Source organism: ANME-2 cluster archaeon, assembly GCA_014237145.1.
In the GTDB taxonomy this organism is placed as follows: Archaea; Halobacteriota; Methanosarcinia; order Methanosarcinales; family Methanocomedenaceae; genus Methanocomedens_A.
In genome coordinates, this window is sequence record JAAXOC010000055.1 from 1 (window position 1) to 15,233 (window position 15,233).

18 protein-coding genes are annotated in these 15,233 nt (G+C 46.6%); 5 read left to right on the plus strand and 13 right to left on the minus strand.

Features of this window, described 5'->3' with window-relative positions:
• Positions 1 to 166: 166 nt before the first annotated feature.
• The 5 genes from HF974_07575 (at position 167) to HF974_07595 (ending at position 4,654) form a co-directional block, all read left to right on the plus strand.
• Entirely contained in the window at positions 167 to 394 is a 228-nt protein-coding gene (locus tag HF974_07575; GenBank protein ID MBC2698181.1) for an AbrB/MazE/SpoVT family DNA-binding domain-containing protein, read from the plus strand.
• On the plus strand, positions 394 to 807 hold the full coding sequence (locus HF974_07580) for a type II toxin-antitoxin system VapC family toxin (GenBank protein MBC2698182.1): 414 nt from the start codon (positions 394 to 396) through the stop codon (positions 805 to 807). Before HF974_07575 ends, HF974_07580 begins: the two co-directional genes overlap by 1 nt.
• Positions 808 to 1,417: 610 nt before the next feature.
• Positions 1,418 to 1,951 carry a molybdenum-dependent transcriptional regulator gene (locus HF974_07585; GenBank protein MBC2698183.1) on the plus strand — a complete coding sequence of 178 codons (534 nt, stop codon included), beginning with the start codon at positions 1,418 to 1,420 and terminating at the stop codon, positions 1,949 to 1,951.
• A 57-nt stretch (positions 1,952 to 2,008) separates the two neighbouring features.
• Positions 2,009 to 3,211: a U32 family peptidase gene (locus HF974_07590; GenBank protein MBC2698184.1), complete on the plus strand. Its 1,203-nt coding sequence runs from the start codon at positions 2,009 to 2,011 to the stop codon at positions 3,209 to 3,211.
• A gap of 108 nt (positions 3,212 to 3,319) precedes the next feature.
• A complete protein-coding gene (locus tag HF974_07595) occupies positions 3,320 to 4,654 on the plus strand; it encodes a sodium:alanine symporter family protein (protein ID MBC2698185.1) in 1,335 nt (444 codons plus the stop codon).
• 163 nt (positions 4,655 to 4,817) lie between these two features.
• Here the strand turns inward: HF974_07595 and HF974_07600 are convergent, their stop codons facing one another.
• The 13 genes from HF974_07600 to HF974_07660 form a co-directional block, all read right to left on the minus strand.
• Complete coding sequence (locus HF974_07600; GenBank protein MBC2698186.1) at positions 4,818 to 6,110, minus strand: ATP-binding protein; 1,293 nt, start codon at positions 6,108 to 6,110, stop codon at positions 4,818 to 4,820.
• Positions 6,111 to 6,577: 467 nt separating this feature from the next.
• A complete protein-coding gene (locus HF974_07605) occupies positions 6,578 to 6,784 on the minus strand; it encodes a hypothetical protein (protein ID MBC2698187.1) in 207 nt (68 codons plus the stop codon).
• Between the two features lie 8 nt (positions 6,785 to 6,792).
• A complete protein-coding gene (phoU, locus tag HF974_07610) occupies positions 6,793 to 7,446 on the minus strand; it encodes a phosphate signaling complex protein PhoU (GenBank protein ID MBC2698188.1) in 654 nt (217 codons plus the stop codon).
• Positions 7,447 to 7,562: 116 nt separating this feature from the next.
• Positions 7,563 to 8,333, minus strand: a complete 771-nt coding sequence (locus tag HF974_07615) for a phosphate ABC transporter ATP-binding protein (protein ID MBC2698189.1) — start codon at positions 8,331 to 8,333, stop codon at positions 7,563 to 7,565.
• A gap of 48 nt (positions 8,334 to 8,381) precedes the next feature.
• A complete protein-coding gene (pstA, locus tag HF974_07620; GenBank protein ID MBC2698190.1) occupies positions 8,382 to 9,248 on the minus strand; it encodes a phosphate ABC transporter permease PstA in 867 nt (288 codons plus the stop codon).
• Entirely contained in the window at positions 9,245 to 10,132 is an 888-nt protein-coding gene (gene pstC / locus HF974_07625; protein MBC2698191.1) for a phosphate ABC transporter permease subunit PstC, read from the minus strand. The genes pstA and pstC overlap by 4 nt, the downstream gene beginning before the upstream one ends.
• Before the next feature lie 6 nt (positions 10,133 to 10,138).
• Positions 10,139 to 10,942, minus strand: a complete 804-nt coding sequence (locus HF974_07630) for a sugar phosphate isomerase/epimerase (protein ID MBC2698192.1) — start codon at positions 10,940 to 10,942, stop codon at positions 10,139 to 10,141.
• A complete protein-coding gene (locus HF974_07635) occupies positions 10,939 to 12,087 on the minus strand; it encodes an alpha-D-ribose 1-methylphosphonate 5-triphosphate diphosphatase (GenBank protein MBC2698193.1) in 1,149 nt (382 codons plus the stop codon). Before HF974_07635 ends, HF974_07630 begins: the two co-directional genes overlap by 4 nt.
• 37 nt (positions 12,088 to 12,124) lie before the next feature.
• A complete protein-coding gene (locus HF974_07640) occupies positions 12,125 to 12,496 on the minus strand; it encodes a hypothetical protein (protein MBC2698194.1) in 372 nt (123 codons plus the stop codon).
• Positions 12,493 to 13,641, minus strand: coding sequence for a phosphonate metabolism protein PhnM (gene phnM / locus HF974_07645; GenBank protein ID MBC2698195.1), 1,149 nt, complete (start codon positions 13,639 to 13,641; stop codon positions 12,493 to 12,495). The genes HF974_07640 and phnM overlap by 4 nt, the downstream gene beginning before the upstream one ends.
• 21 nt (positions 13,642 to 13,662) lie before the next feature.
• Complete coding sequence (locus HF974_07650) at positions 13,663 to 14,481, minus strand: ATP-binding cassette domain-containing protein (GenBank protein ID MBC2698196.1); 819 nt, start codon at positions 14,479 to 14,481, stop codon at positions 13,663 to 13,665.
• Between the two features lie 28 nt (positions 14,482 to 14,509).
• Positions 14,510 to 15,058 (minus strand): ATP-binding cassette domain-containing protein, encoded by a 549-nt coding sequence (locus tag HF974_07655; GenBank protein ID MBC2698197.1) that lies wholly within the window; start codon positions 15,056 to 15,058, stop codon positions 14,510 to 14,512.
• Positions 15,046 to 15,233 (minus strand): ATP-binding cassette domain-containing protein (locus HF974_07660; GenBank protein ID MBC2698198.1); only part of this gene is annotated, 188 nt, incomplete at its 5' end. The genes HF974_07660 and HF974_07655, both read right to left, overlap by 13 nt.

Consider the following 15,233-nt stretch of genomic DNA (forward strand, 5'->3'; position numbering starts at 1 on the left):
GTCCTGGCCACAGTGTTAGAACCCTGTGGGTGCCTGAATCATAAGTTGGGGCAGTGACCGCACCGCGCTCATCTCGGCTGCCGTGATGGAAAATATAAAAATCCGTAAAGCTGTATAGTAAAGTTGATAGAAAAATATTTACCTTACACCGTCTTACTAGTAAACCATGCAAACCATAACAATCAGTGCCAAAGGGCAGGTAGTAATACCTGCTATCATAAGGAAAAAGCTCGGCCTGGAAAAAGGAGAAAAACTGGGTATCATGGAAGAAGAAGGATATATCAAAATAGTACCCCCTGCCGACCTCACATCACTTTGCGGATCATGGTCTGACCTTGATACAACAACCGTAAGAAAGCAGATAGAAGATATGCGCAAAGAGGAACGGTGCTGATGATCAGGATTCTGATTGACACCATGCACATAGCTGATATCCTGATAGACGACTCATATATTGAGCTTGCCAAAGCATTGCAGAATAAAAAAATAACAGGCCTGGTCTCGGTAGTCACCCTCACTGAATTAATAAAAATTCGTGGTAAGAAAGTTAATAAGCGGATGCACAGCGATCTCAACAATCTTATCGCCTCCAACCTGGTCTTTGTGGATGTAAACGACACGATCGCCATACGTGCCGGCGAATTGCGCCTGAAATATGACATTCCTACTATTGATTCAATCATTGCAGCCACAGGCATAGTCAATAATGTCAAGCACATTCTAACAGACGATAATCACTTCAAACCGCTGAAAAACACGATCAAACCTATTGATTTGAAAAATGCCCTGAAACTTGCTTTAAAATAAAGAATATGCTTAACATCTCAGAAAAGAGCTATGAACAGACCATCGAAGACATATTCATCGCAAGTTTACCAGCCAAAGAAGGGGCAATCAGCAAAACTACCCTCTAACTCCACCAATTTCACCCCAGGCGTCTGCTGGACACCCTCGCCGCACACACAATTCAAGGTCACATCCCCAAACATACCCCCAACCCGCAGACCGGACAGCGAGGAGGCACACTAAACACCCCCGTGTCCCGGCCATGGAGTCAGGACCGTGCAGGTAGTGGTATCAATTACTGTGGCTGTGACCATAGAAGCTGTCCAACAATCAGCATTAGTAACCCTTTAGCTCTATGTGTTTACAATCTTAACGTGAATTGCTGGAATTGCATCAATTTACTTTTTGGTGATCTAATGCAACTCTCCTTAATACCACCTCAAAAATCTCCCCCATCTAATGCAAAATCAATTTCATTTATCAATGCCATTGTTTAAAGATTTCATCTGATCTGCATAGTAAATCTATATACATCCTGTGCAATAGAAAGGCTTTTAGAAAATCACCACCTGAAGTATAATTGAAAGTGAAGGCTGCTACTGTGCAGGCGGTTTGATTATCAGGTGAAAAAATGGAAGCCAGGACAAAGGTGTGGCTAACAGAAAACGGGAAGTCACTGATAGGAAAAGGCAAAGCTTCCCTCTTAAAAGCCATAGACGAAGAGAAGTCCCTGAACAGGGCATGTAAGAAGATCAACATCTCATATAAACGTGCCTGGCTGATGCTGAAGAAGATTGAGGAAAGTGCAGGGAGGCCTGTGGTCATAAGTGTCCGCGGCGGCAATGAACAGGGGACATTTTTAACCGACTATGCAAAAGAGATGCTTGCTGAATACGATGCCCGGAAGAATATCACCCATGAAACAATAGACGACGAAACATTCTGGGAAGGAGTGGAGCTTACGATCACTGCACGCAACCAGCTCGCTGGAAAGGTCGTGGATGTCGAACTGGGAGATATTATATCCAAGGTGAAGATCTCAATCGAACCAACTGTGGTCACTTCGGTAATAACCACTGAAGCTGTGAAGAAACTGGATATCAAAAAAGAGGATGAAGTGCTTGCGGTTATAAAGTCCACAGAAGTGATGATAGCGAAGAAATGAACGCGTCTATGACGATATATTCATAACCATAAAATACCATCAAGATAATTTTCCAATATGTCTGATCCTATTCCGGAACTTGTGGCTGGTGTTAGAAATCCTGCCACTTTATCTGTTTGTAAAGACAATGCAGATGCTGTTTATTTTTCAATTGACCGTTTCAGTCTCAGGGCCCGGGCCAGGGATATAACCCTTGATAACCTTGATACTTTTACAGAGCAGGTACGAGACAGCGGCCTGAAGGCGTATCTGGCAGTCAATACCGTAATTTATCCGGAGGACCTGCCTGCTGTGGATGCCATAGTGGAGGCGGCTGCCAGTGCCGGGATTGATGCAGTCATTGCCTGGGACCCTGCCGTCATCAACAAGTCTGTAGAGTGCGGCCTTGATCTGCATATATCCACCCAGGCCAATGTGTCCAACTGGCAGACGGCAGAGTTTTACGGGAAACTGGGCGCCAGTCGTGTGATACTATCGCGAGAGCTGACCCTAAAGCAGATAAAGGATATCAGGCAGCATACCGATATGGAACTGGAGGTGTTCGTGCACGGTGCCATGTGCCAGGCAATATCAGGACGCTGCTACCTGTCGGCCTACCTGCTGGGCCGCTCAGGCAACTGTGGTGACTGTACCCAGCCCTGCCGGTGGCAGTGGACCCTGCACGGTGAAGACGGGGGGCTGGTTGAACTGGCAGGGAAACACCTGCTGAGTGCCAGGGACCTGTGCATGATCGAGCATGTGCCAGAATTGATAGATGCGGGAGTGGATGCATTCAAGATAGAGGGCAGGCTCAGGAATCCGGGTTACATGGCTGTGGTATCCCGGTGTTACCGTGAGGCATTGGAAGCCTGCCGGAATGGTTCATATGACCAGGGGATGGCACAACAGTGGAAAGAACAGATGGCCCAGGTCTATAACAGGGGCTTTTCAACTGGCTTCTATTTCGGGGTACCGGGACCGGACGGGCTGGCTATTGAAAAAGACATGAATGCTTCATCGGTGCGCAGGCAGGCAGTGGGTGTGGTGCAGAATTATTTCCTTAAACAGGATGCGGCAGCGGTCAGGCTATTAGAAGGTGGTCTGGCGGTCGGGGATAGTATTGTGATAGAAGGGGCCAGTACATACCTGGAACAGGAAGTGGAGTCGTTGATGATTGGAAGGGATCCGGTACAAGAGGCAGGGAAAGGGCAGGATGTGGGCCTTGCCGTGGCTGCCAGGGTCAGGAAGAATGACAGGGTGTTCAGGGTGGAAAGAATATAAGGCAATACCATAGTAATTTAATGTAAATCCATTACACGGGAGCTGATACCTTTGACCGGCATACACCAGATACTCACTTTAATTGATGAGGTCGTATGGGGTCCATTCATGATGTTGCTGCTGATAGGCACCGGCATCTTCCTTACGTACAGGTTGAGGGGGCTTCAGGTACGCAAACTTGTGCACACCCTTCGTCTTGTATCCGAACATGATGGAAAGGAAGAAAAAGGCGACATCTCCCCTTTTCGTGCTTTAATGGCCACACTATCCGGCACAATAGGTACAGGGAACATCGCAGGTGTTGCAACTGCCATCTCAATGGGCGGACCTGGTGCACTTTTCTGGATGTGGCTGACTGCAGTGGTGGGTATGGCAACCAAGTTCGTGGAATGCACACTTGCCCTGCATTTCAGGGACGAACTGCCTGATGGTACAATGATAGGCGGGCCGTTCTATTATCTTGAGAGAGGATTGAAATACCGCAGGGTGGGCATTGTGTTGGGTATGTCCTTTGCAGTTTTTGGCATTTTCTCATCTTTTGGTATAGGTAATATGACCCAGGCCAACTCAGTATCCATTGCCATGAACGATACTTTTAATGTCCCAGGGATGGCTACTGGTCTGGTACTTGCATTGGCGGTGGGGTCTGTTATCATTGGCGGGATCAAGAGACTGGGATTTGTTGCAGGCAACCTTGTCCCCTTCATGGCTATCCTGTATATCCTGTCTGCCCTTGTAGTCCTGATATTTAACTTTGATAAGGTCCCGGCGGCATTTTTACAGATAATAGATAGTGCATTCTCTGGTACCGCAGCAGCAGGTGGATTTACTGGGGCCGCTGTGGCCAGTGCGATGCGTTTTGGTATTGCAAGGGGGATATTTTCAAATGAAGCAGGGCTGGGCAGCGCACCTATGGCACATGCCACTGCCAAAACACCCAACAGCGTACGCCAGGGTTTAATCGCCATGCTTGGGCCTTTCATTGACACTATTGTGGTGTGTACTATGACAGGTTTGGTCATTATTTCAACCGGGGCATGGGAAACTGGTAAGACCAGTACTTCGCTGAGTATTCATGCATTCAACTCGCAGATGGGATATGCCGGTGATGTGATAATTACGATAGGCATGGCAGTGTTCGCATTCACTACCATACTTACGTGGTCTTTCTACGGCAAGCAATGCCTGTCCTACTTTGTTGAAAAGGTGTCAGACGATGTGAGATTTTACAAGGGGTTTTTAAGGGTTTATTACTCTGTATTCCTTGTGGGAATAATGGTGGGTGCAGGGGTGGTGGATCTTCCACAAGGGATTGGGTACCTGGAGGATATCTGGTTGTTCTCTGATATTACTAATGCCCTGATGGCAATACCAAATCTTATAGGGCTGCTGTTACTGCATAGTGTGGTTGTCGGGCTGGTGAAGGAGTATTTCGGGAAATGAAAATGGTGTTTACAAGAAATGCTTCTGATTCGGGGCCGCCATTGGGCCGCTCTTCGGGCTTTATAGTTCAAGTTCTGCCAGTCTGCTTTTGTAGGATATCCGTACAGTAGCACCGTCTTCAACTGCCAGTGCTGCAATCTGCATAATATGGGGTATTTTTCAATTATGTTTGTATTTCGTTAAGCCATTCGTAAATTGGCATTACTTGAATTTCCTTTTCATCGATTCTAAGTGTTTTTGACTCTTTTTCAGTTATTATCAGACCATGCTTGAGATTATGGGCGTTCATAGCCTCAGTTAACCCTCTTATTTCTCTATTTCTCGTTTTTTCATCTTTAAGGGAAAGGGTCACCTGGATGGCTCCGGTAATCGTGAGATTATCTTTTATAAGAAAATCACATTCATATCTGCCTTTGTGGTAGTATATTTCCCTGCTCTGTTTTGTCAGTGTCACATAAACAAGGTTCTCCAGTAGCCTGCCCCTGTCCTGTGAAAACTTGAATGAGATAGAATTCACCAGCCCCGTATCTAAACAATAAATTTTTTTAGGATTGATAAGCTGTTTTTTCACTGATTTGTCATATTTAGTTAATGTGTATATCAGATATGAATCTTGTGCACATTGGATATATTCTTTTACCGTTTCACCGGTTATTCCCAGGGTTTTTGCGATGTTTAAGTAGGAAAATGGTTTTGCTATATTTGAGATGATAAAATAGAGCAGGTCAAATACGTCTTTATTATTCCTCAGGTTGTTGGGGTAGATGATATCTTTCAGGTAGATGGCCTGGAAATAATTCTTGAGGATTTCCTGTTTTAGTTCGTTATCGCTTTCCAGTACAACTCTCGGATAGGCCCCGTATTCCAGATAGTTATTGAACTGCTGGAGTTTCTCTACGGTTGTTGGCTTATGGACATTACTGAAGTTTAGATATTCTTGGAATGACAGGGGATAAACTGTTAGGGAGAAGTACCTGCCTGAGAGTCTGGTGCTTATTTCTTTTTTTAGGAGGCTGGATGTTGAACCTGTGAGTATTATCTTGATGTTTGTTGTGGTATCAAACAGGGTCTTGATGGTCTGTACCCAGTAATCGTAATTCTGTATCTCATCAATGAAAAGATAGAGGGTTGAAGGCTTCTTCAGTGCCCTATGATATTCGATTATTTCTGTGAGGTATGCCGGGTCTTTGGATTTACTCTGGAACAGGGGCTCGTCGAGATTGATGAATAGTATGGCTTCGGGCGGCACGTTGCTATCCAGCAGGCTTTTTATCACCTGGTAGGCAAGTGTTGATTTTCCGGTGCGCCTGGCACCGGTGAGCAGGAGTATTTCTTTTGTCGGGAGGTATTTCTTGATTTTCGGGTACCATCGCAGCCGATCTATTCCAGTGTCAAATGGTTTATCGAACCACCAGGGGTTCTGTCGTTCAAGGGGTATTTTTGTGTTTTCGTCCATGTTGTAGGTTATAATCGCTGAATATACTTTAAGTTAGCGGTTATAATTTGTGATTATGGTGTGAATTGTAAGATATAATGTTTGATTTTTGCAGATTTATTGATTTATCCGAATCTTGCAGGCATGAGTTTTTGAAGGAAGGCATCACGGGTGTTGGTGATAATATATAAATTAAATATCGAGATTCATTATCTACGATGTAATTCACCATTTGTAATTTTTGGTTCTTTTGATATGGCCATTTTCAATTATACTAAACCGTTTCTGTTTTTCTTAACTTTCTGTCACAGAGAGCACAGAGAGCACAGAGATGCTTTTTCCACCCTTAACTCCTCTCTCTGTAACCTCAGTGACCTCTGTGGCGTTCATATAGAGTTCCAAATTACATTAGCGGAGTAGTATACTTTGATTTCTCCACGAGGTCGAACCATATTTATCACAAATATGGTATATGATTCTAAATCATATTAAGTATCGTAATTGAGGACACTGCATATATTTGATCCATCTGATAATCCTAATAATAGAAAGTAATAGGCGGCAATGAGAAGAATCAAATCAAGATATTGCTGCTCTTCAGGAAGATATTCTCTTATAAACACTTTTCCCCCATCTTCTAATGAAGTTGAAGAAATCTGTAAATTATCATGATTACTATCTATTTTTATATCCATAATACGCCTCAATTCAGCTTCACCCTGTCACCTGTTATCAGATACACCACGCTCTCGCAGATATTAGTGGCATGATCCCCAATACGCTCAAGGTAGCGCGCTACAAACGTCAGGTGCGATGCACTGGCAAGCTTTCTCGGATCCTCTACCATCAGTGTAATTAATTCCCGCCTGACCTGGTCAAACAATGCATCGATCTCATCATCCGATTTTGCAGTCTCGTATGCCAGGTCAGTGTTCGACTCAGAAAATGCCTGCATTACATTATCCAGCATATTACATGCTGTGCGAGCCATCCTGGGAATATCGATCAGGGGTTTGATATGTTTTTCATCCCCTATCACAACGACGATCTTTGCAATATCCACAGCAAGGTCGCTCATCCGCTCAAGGTCAAGATTGATCTTAATAACAGCCCCTATCATCCGCAAGTCCCGGGCCATTGGCTGCTGTAGTGCAAGAAGCCGCATGCATTGAATCTCGATCTTAGCAGAATGATCATCTATTTCAGCATCGCCTTTTATTACAACCTCTGCCTGTTCGATATTGTGGTCACATAGTGCCTCGACCGAATTTTTGATAGATGTGCCTACCAGTTCACCGAGTATTAAGACCATCTGCTGTACTTTTGCAAGTTCTTCATGGTATTTTTCTCGAACCATTATATCCCTCCTGTTTTATCTACTGATCTCCTTTTCTGGTATCCTGATCTAATTTTTTTGATAGATATACAGTACAACTTGATTCACTTTTCATCTCAAAATCGTTGTGCACTTGATTATCCGAACCGTCCTGTAATGTAATTCTCTGTACTCTTTTCGACAGGACGTTCAAATATCTGTTTTGTCTTCCCGAACTCGATCATTTCACCGAGCAAGAAATACGCCGTATAATCAGATACCCTAGCAGCCTGCTGCATATTATGTGTCACTATGATGATTGTATAATCGTGTTTCAGCTCATTGATCAGGTCCTCTATCCTGGCTGTTGATATTGGGTCAAGTGCACTACATGGTTCATCGAACAGTATTACTTCCGGTTTCACTGCAAGTGTTCGTGCGATACTAAGCCGCTGCTGCTGTCCCCCGCTCAGGTCAAGTGCAGGTTTGTTCAGTATGTCACCAACCTCGTCCCACAGCGCAGCAGCCTTAAGACTATCCTCGACCACCTCATCCAGTTCGCGTTTTGCCTTCATCCCGTGGATGCGCGGTCCGTATGCGATGTTGTCATAGATGGACATCGGGAACGGGTTTGGCTTTTGGAAGACCATCCCTATTTTCTTCCTCAGTACAACAACATCCACATCCTTTTCGTAGACATCTTTGCCTTCAAACAGCACCTTACCGGTGATACGGCACCCCTTTATAAGGTCATTCATCCTGTTAATAGACCGGATGAATGTGGATTTACCACATCCGGACGGACCGATCAGGGCAGTGACCTTATTCTTTTCTATCGAGATCGAAACATCTTTCAATGCCTGTGTACTGCCGTACCAGAGGTCCAGGTTGCGGCTTTCGATCCCAATGTTTTCTATTCCCATCAATATTTTCTCCTTATCCCATTTATTTTATCATCAAAAATTTTATAATTCATATCAATGCCGTAACCCGGACCTGGTCTGGTAATAACGCTGGATCGCAACAGCACCTAAATTTATCAAAAGCACCATCCCGAGCAGTACCGCTGCACTGCCATAAGCCATGTCGTCGGATATGCCCTCAGACGCAAGTATATACAGGTGGTACGGTAGCGCACGCACAGGCTCGAATATTGATTCCGGTAAAAGCAACGAGGATCCGGCTGTATACATTATCACGGCAGTCTCACCGATCGCTTTTCCGGTCCCGAGTATGATCCCTGTCGTGATACCCGGAAGGGCACCCGGCATCACAACATTCCGGATGGTCTGCCATTTCGTAGCCCCAAGCGCAAGACTTCCATCCTTTAGACCACTTGGTACTGTTTTTATCGCCTCTTCTGATGCCCTGACCGTCCAGGGCAGTATCATGAACATCAACGCAAGCCCGCCAGAGAGGATTGAAAAACCGAACCCGAAATATACCACAAGTAATGCATATCCGAATAGTCCTAATACAATTGACGGTATTCCTGCAAGACATTCCACACCGAACGTGATAATGTGGGTCAAAGCATTATCAGGTGCATACTCGGTAAGGTATACCGCAGCTCCAATACCAATCGGGGCAGCAGTCAGTATCGCAACCCCAACAAGGCAGAGCGTTCCGATAATAGCAGGAAAAATCCCCCCTTCTGCCCCGCTCATGCGCGGTGAGTCCAGAAGGAATGAAAGATCTATCACTCCGATCCCTCGATAAATAATCGTGCCGATGATTGACAGCAAAATCAGTACTGTCACCCCAGCTGATACCCATAAAAGCAAACTAGCTGCTTTGTCAGTAGTATCCGCTGAAAAAATCCTGCCGCGTACTGCTGTGCTCATCGCCCTACCCCCATCTTTGACTTTAGTGCACGGTGTGAGAATGCGTTTAAGATAGCAACCATCACAAAGAGCACGATACCTGTTGCAAAGAGCGCCTGTTGGTGGTCTCCCGGTGCTGCGTAGTTCATCTCGACTACGATATTCGCGGTCATGGTCCGCACCGGATCAAGCACGTCATAGAACGGTGAAGGTAGAATTGGGGAATTTCCTGTGACCATCAGCACTGCCATGGTCTCGCCGATGGAGTTTCCCATACCAAGTATAACAGCTGCTACTATCCCGGACCTTGCAGCCGGCAGGATCACATTCCGAATTGTGTGCCACCGGGTGGCACCAAGTGCCAGGGATGCCTGCTTGTATGTTTCAGGCACCGCAGCAATCGCATCTGCCGATATGCTGATAATATGGGGAAGTGCCATGATCGCGAGTATTATAGAGCCGGCAAGGATGCTGAAACCAAATCCTCCAGCGCTGTCCCTGATCAACGGCACCAGCAGGACAAGTCCGAAGAATCCGAGCACAACCGAAGGAATGCCGACAAGCAGTTCGATCCCGCGCCTGATCATTACCTGCGCCCAGGGAGGTGCGATCTCAACTAAAAAGACAGCACAGCTAATTCCGAGTGGAACAGCAAGAACCAGCGAGCCGGCTGCAATATAAACCGACCCCACGATCATCGGAAATATCCCGTATGAGGGTTCGCCGTCCATTGCGATAGGATTCCATTCCATCCCGAGACAGAAGGTGTGTATCCCGTATCTCAGGAGGAACGGCGCACCTTCCTTGAACAGGAATACCATGATCAGCAGTACAATTACGACCGCTGTGGCCGCTGACGCAAACAACAGCGCTTCGATGATCCGTTCACGGGTTTGTCGGGTCATGGTACCTCATAATGATGCAAGATATTCCTTGCTCGAAACAAAATCGGGTAATGTCTTCATCTCGAACACATACGTGCTGCAGCGTCCATTGCAATCCGACATGCAGCTATCGAGTTCTTTGATAAATCCACTGTTAAGATCAAGAGAACCATTACCGAGCGCCAGATGATCATCAAACACACCGTTATTGTCATGCAGATGTACAGCATTGATCCGGTTCCCTAAAAGTTCAGTAAAACGCACAGGCGGTATATCCGAATGGTGAGCATGACCGATATCAAAGGTCGCACCAAAACCAGGATACCGGTTCAGGATATCCCGCATCTGTTCAGGCTGCAGGCCAAATTTAATGATATTCTTCTCAAAACTGTCGTTCTCCACATACAGTCCGGTACCCAGTGTCTCATAAGCCGCTGCGATCTCATCAAGCGATCTTGTCCGGTTCTCTTCTGCATTTGCGATGACTGTTTTATGGTATGCCCCTGGAACATGTCCCACATGTATGTTCACCCACCCGGAACCCACCTCCTGGAGGTATTCGCCCATCTCGATTATCTGGGACACACATGACATCCTTACTTTTTCATTCACACTCGCAATGTTAAACTCACGGTGCGGAGCGTGGTATGAGATCGTAATGTCATATTCGGAGAGGGTCCTTTCCAGTTCGGATGGTTTTACTTCTCCATAGACATGATCGTTGTCCTTCTTGATCTCGATGTGATCAAATCCGTTGGAATGCAGAAAATCCAGGAACTGTAGGGTATTTTTCCCGAAACGAAGATCCAGTGCCGCACCTATCCTGGTCATACCGTACAACCCCCTGCGTAGACAACCTCTCCGCTAACGATTGTACGTGCCACCACAGGAATGCCCAGATGTTCGTTCACGACCAGTATGTCTGCACGTTTTCCGATCTCGATCGACCCGGTCGCATAATCCATACCCACTGCTTTAGCAGGATTGAGCGTGACCATTTTCACAGCATCATGCAGGCTCAGGATCCCCTGCCTCCACAGAATAAAGGGAGAGTAGAGCATGGATGCCGGATTGTAATCCGAGCACAGGACATCGACCAGACCGGCAGCCACCGCCTGAACGGAACTGAGATTGCCCGATGTTGACCTGCCTAGCACAACATTCGGGGCGCCCATACAGATGGTCATGCCGAGTTCACGGCTTCTGTTTGCTGCGTCAAGTGTTACCGGGAACTCAGAGATGCGCGCGCCGATACTGTGCACCAGTTCCACTTTCTGCGAACTATCGTCATCATGCGATGCGATCGATATCCATTTTGCCAGTGCTTTTCGGGCAACCTCCCGCATGTTTTGCACCTTTGCGTTTGCATAACCTAATTTTTTCCTGATTATTCCATCGATTTCGGCATCGCTTAATCCGTATACCCCCTTATAGTACTCCCTGTATTGTTCCAGATCTGAAAACTGTCCCTGTCTGGGGGTCTGATCGATCAATGATACAAGTTTGACGAGCGGACTTTCGATCACCTCAAGCACGTCCTCAAGATCAGTGCTGATCTCGCACCTGACATGCAAAAAATGATTCGTCAGGAGCCCGTACCTACAGTGTGCTATCGTTTTTGCGATCTCTTTTGAAAAACCCACATGACGCCTTTTTAATTCATCCTCAAAGTATGCGACCGCATGTAATTTCGTTGTAATTCCGCATACTGCGTTGATTTTGTCGAGCTGCAGCAGCGCAAAGTCTGCCGGAAATCGTGATGAAGGTCGTGGTGATATGGCAGTTTCCATTTCATCACCATGAATATCAATGATACCAGGCATCACATACCCGCCTTTTGCATCAATCACTTTGCCGGAAGTATCTGGTAAAGTATCCCGGATATCTATGATCCTACCGTCTTCGATCCCCACACATCCTTTTTCGATAACACCATCAGGTTTTATTATCTTTCCGTTTATTATACCAAGTTTCATATCACTCACCCAAGTTTTATATCACTCACCTGTACCACTACCAGGGATATCCTCTGGTGTTCTGGTTCCAACCATCCGGTTGTTCTTCACTCGAAACAAAATCAAGTGACGTCTTCATATCGAACACATACGTGCTGCAGTGTCCATTGCAATCCGACATGCAGTTATTGAGTTCTTTGACAAATCCACTGCTATGATCAAGTGAACTCTTGCCGAGCGCCAGATGTTCATCAAATGCCGCTGCGATCTCATCCAGCGATATTGTCCGGTTCTCTTTGGCCTTTCTGATAACTGTTTCATGGTATGCCCTGGGAACGTGTCCTGTGTGCATATTCACCCACCCGGAACCTGCCCCCCCGAGGGTATTTTTCCAGAAACGAATATCCAGTGCCGCACCTATCCTGGTCATACCGCACCACCTGCGGCATAGACAACTTCTCCGCTAACGATTGTACGTGCCACCACAGGAATGCCCATCTGTTCGTTCACGACCAGTATGTCTGCACGTTTTCCGATCTCGATCGACCCGGTCTCATAATCCATACCCACTGCTTTAGCAGGATTGAGCGTGACCATTTTCACAGCATCAGGCAGGGTCAGGATCCCCTGCTTCCACAAAATAAAGGGAGAGCAGAGCATGGATGCCGGATTGTAATCCGAGCACAGGACATCGACCAGACCGGCAGTTACTGCCTGGATGGAACTGAGATTGCCCGATGTTGACCTGCCAAGCACAACATTCGGGGCGCCCATACAGATGGTCATGCCGAGTTCACGGCTCCTGTTTGCCGCATCAAGTGTTACAGGGAACTCAGAAATACGTGCACCGATACTGTGCACTAGTTCCACCTTCTGCGAACTATCGTCATCATGCGATGCAATCGATATCCCTTTTGCCAGTGCTTTTCGGGCAACCTCCTGCATGTTTTGTACCCTTGCGTTTGCATAACCTGATTTTTTCCTGATTATTCCATCGATTTCAGCATCGTTTAACCCGTATATCCTTTTATGGTACTTCCTGTATTGTTCCGGATCTAAAAACTGTCCTTGTCCCGGGGTATGATCCATCAATGATACAAGTTTGACGAGCGGACTTTCAATCACCTCAAGTACATCCTCAAGATCAGTGCTGATCTCGCACCTGACATGTAAAAAATGATTCGTCTGGAGCAGGTGCCTGTAGTGTGCTATCGTTTTTGCGATCTCTTTTGAAAGACCCACGTGACGTCCCTTTAATTCATCCTCAAAATATGCGATCGCATGTAATTTAGTTGTAATGCCGCGTACTGCGTTGCTTCTGTCGAGCTGCACCAGCGCAAAATCTGTAGGAAATCGTGATGAGGGTCGTGGTGAGATGGCAGTTTCCATATCATCACCGTGAATATCAATTATACCGGGCATCACATACCCCCCATTTGCATCGATCACATTGCCGTATGTATCTGGTAAATTATCAAGGATAAATATGATCTTACCGTCTTCTATCCCCACACATCCCTTTTCGATAACACCATCCGGTGTTATTATCTGTCCGTTTATTATGACAAGTTTCATATCACTCACTCAAGCCCCACATCAATCACCTGTACCACTACCAGGGATATCCCCTGGTGTTTTGGTTCCAACCATCCGGTTGTTCTTCATAACAATAACCCGATCAGCCACCTCCCGTACCACAGACAGGTCATGGAATATGCCTATCATAGTAGTCTTGCCCTTTACCTCCCTGAGCATATTGACCACAACCGCGGTTGATTCCGGGTCAAGCGCAGATGTGGGCTCATCCAGCAGCAGCAAGTTCGCAGATGCAATCAGTGCTCTTGCGATATTCACACGCTGCCGTTCACCTCCGCTGAAAGTGGAGGGATATGCATCCCACAGATCCTTAGGGAGACGAAGACGTGCAAGATAGGTTGATGCAACATCTCTTGCATCCCCTACATCCATCCCGCGCGCCAGCAGTGGTTCTGCGATCACATCCAGGGCAGTGACCCTTGGAATAGCATACAGCAACTGGGATACATAACCGATCTCAGATCTTCGCAGCGCCAGGATCGTATGATCCGGTGCTGCAATCAGGTCGGTAGGGGTGCGTTCCAGACCCAGGCGGTACAGGATCGATCCGCTGTCAGGGATGTATGTCCTATATATGCATTTCAGAAGTGAGGATTTGCCAGAGCCGCTGCCTCCGATTATTGCCAGGAACTCACCGCGCTTCACATTAAAACTTACATCCTCAAATCCCATTATCTGTTTTCCACCGGATACGTGTACGGTAAATGTCTTGTTCAAATTACAGATCTCCAGATGGTCATTCCCTGACTGTTTATCCTTTGACTGTTTATCCTTTGACTGTTCATCCTCTAACCGATTATTCTCCAAATTGTTATTCATTAGTTGATCATTCTCCAAATGGTCACCTTCATAGAACCGAATTTACCAGCAGCTGGGTGTATTCGTGCTGTGGATCCTCCAGTATCTGGTCAGTAAGTCCCGCCTCCACGATACGCCCGTTCTTCAATACGATCGTACGCTCTGCCAGAAGCCTGATCACCCCCAGATCGTGTGTGATTAGTACCATCGCAGCCTCTGTGTTTCTCCTGATATCCTTTATCAGGTCCAGGATCCGTGCCTGCACCGAAACATCAAGTCCTGTGGTAAGTTCATCCAGCAGCAGTACATCTGGATCATTTGCCAGTGCCTTTGCGATCTGGACCCGCTGCTGCATGCCGCCGCTGAAATTACGCGGCATATCATCCATACGTGTGAGCGGAATCTCGGTGCGCTCAAGCAGTTCACCTGCACGTTCCCGGATGCGTCCTACACTGCGCCAGTTAGCGGCGAGTAATTTCTCTGCGATATTGCCGCCAGAGGTGATATCGAATTTCAGACCCAGTTGCGGGTTCTGGTAGACCATACCTGTGTGCAGGTTCCTGATTGTCTGCTTTTTTTGGGAACTTATCTGGAAGATATTCTCATCACCGAAGCAGCGCAGGTCTGCTTTTTTTGGGAACTTATCTGGAAGATATTCTCATCACCGAAGCAGCGCAGGTATGCCTCCCCGCAGGTCGGCTCCATATCAAAGTACAGGCAGCGGACGATCGTGCTCTTGCCCGAGCCGCTCTCGCCAACAATTCCCAATATCT

Excerpts from the sequence above, each read along its gene's own strand:
- HF974_07575 (MBC2698181.1), top strand. The coding sequence starts at position 167 with ATGCAAACCATAACAATCAGTGCCAAAGGGCAGGTAGTAATACCTGCT.
- HF974_07580 (MBC2698182.1), top strand. The coding sequence starts at position 394 with ATGATCAGGATTCTGATTGACACCATGCACATAGCTGATATCCTGATA.
- HF974_07585 (MBC2698183.1), top strand. The coding sequence starts at position 1,418 with ATGGAAGCCAGGACAAAGGTGTGGCTAACAGAAAACGGGAAGTCACTG.
- HF974_07590 (MBC2698184.1), top strand. The coding sequence starts at position 2,009 with ATGTCTGATCCTATTCCGGAACTTGTGGCTGGTGTTAGAAATCCTGCC.
- HF974_07595 (MBC2698185.1), top strand. The coding sequence starts at position 3,320 with ATGATGTTGCTGCTGATAGGCACCGGCATCTTCCTTACGTACAGGTTG.
- HF974_07600 (MBC2698186.1), bottom strand. The coding sequence starts at position 6,110 with ATGGACGAAAACACAAAAATACCCCTTGAACGACAGAACCCCTGGTGG.
- HF974_07605 (MBC2698187.1), bottom strand. The coding sequence starts at position 6,784 with ATGGATATAAAAATAGATAGTAATCATGATAATTTACAGATTTCTTCA.
- phoU (MBC2698188.1), bottom strand. The coding sequence starts at position 7,446 with ATGGTTCGAGAAAAATACCATGAAGAACTTGCAAAAGTACAGCAGATG.
- pstA (MBC2698190.1), bottom strand. The coding sequence starts at position 9,248 with ATGAGCACAGCAGTACGCGGCAGGATTTTTTCAGCGGATACTACTGAC.
- pstC (MBC2698191.1), bottom strand. The coding sequence starts at position 10,132 with ATGACCCGACAAACCCGTGAACGGATCATCGAAGCGCTGTTGTTTGCG.
- HF974_07630 (MBC2698192.1), bottom strand. The coding sequence starts at position 10,942 with ATGACCAGGATAGGTGCGGCACTGGATCTTCGTTTCGGGAAAAATACC.
- HF974_07635 (MBC2698193.1), bottom strand. The coding sequence starts at position 12,087 with ATGAAACTTGGTATAATAAACGGAAAGATAATAAAACCTGATGGTGTT.
- HF974_07640 (MBC2698194.1), bottom strand. The coding sequence starts at position 12,496 with ATGACCAGGATAGGTGCGGCACTGGATATTCGTTTCTGGAAAAATACC.
- phnM (MBC2698195.1), bottom strand. The coding sequence starts at position 13,641 with ATGAAACTTGTCATAATAAACGGACAGATAATAACACCGGATGGTGTT.
- HF974_07650 (MBC2698196.1), bottom strand. The coding sequence starts at position 14,481 with ATGAATAACAATTTGGAGAATAATCGGTTAGAGGATGAACAGTCAAAG.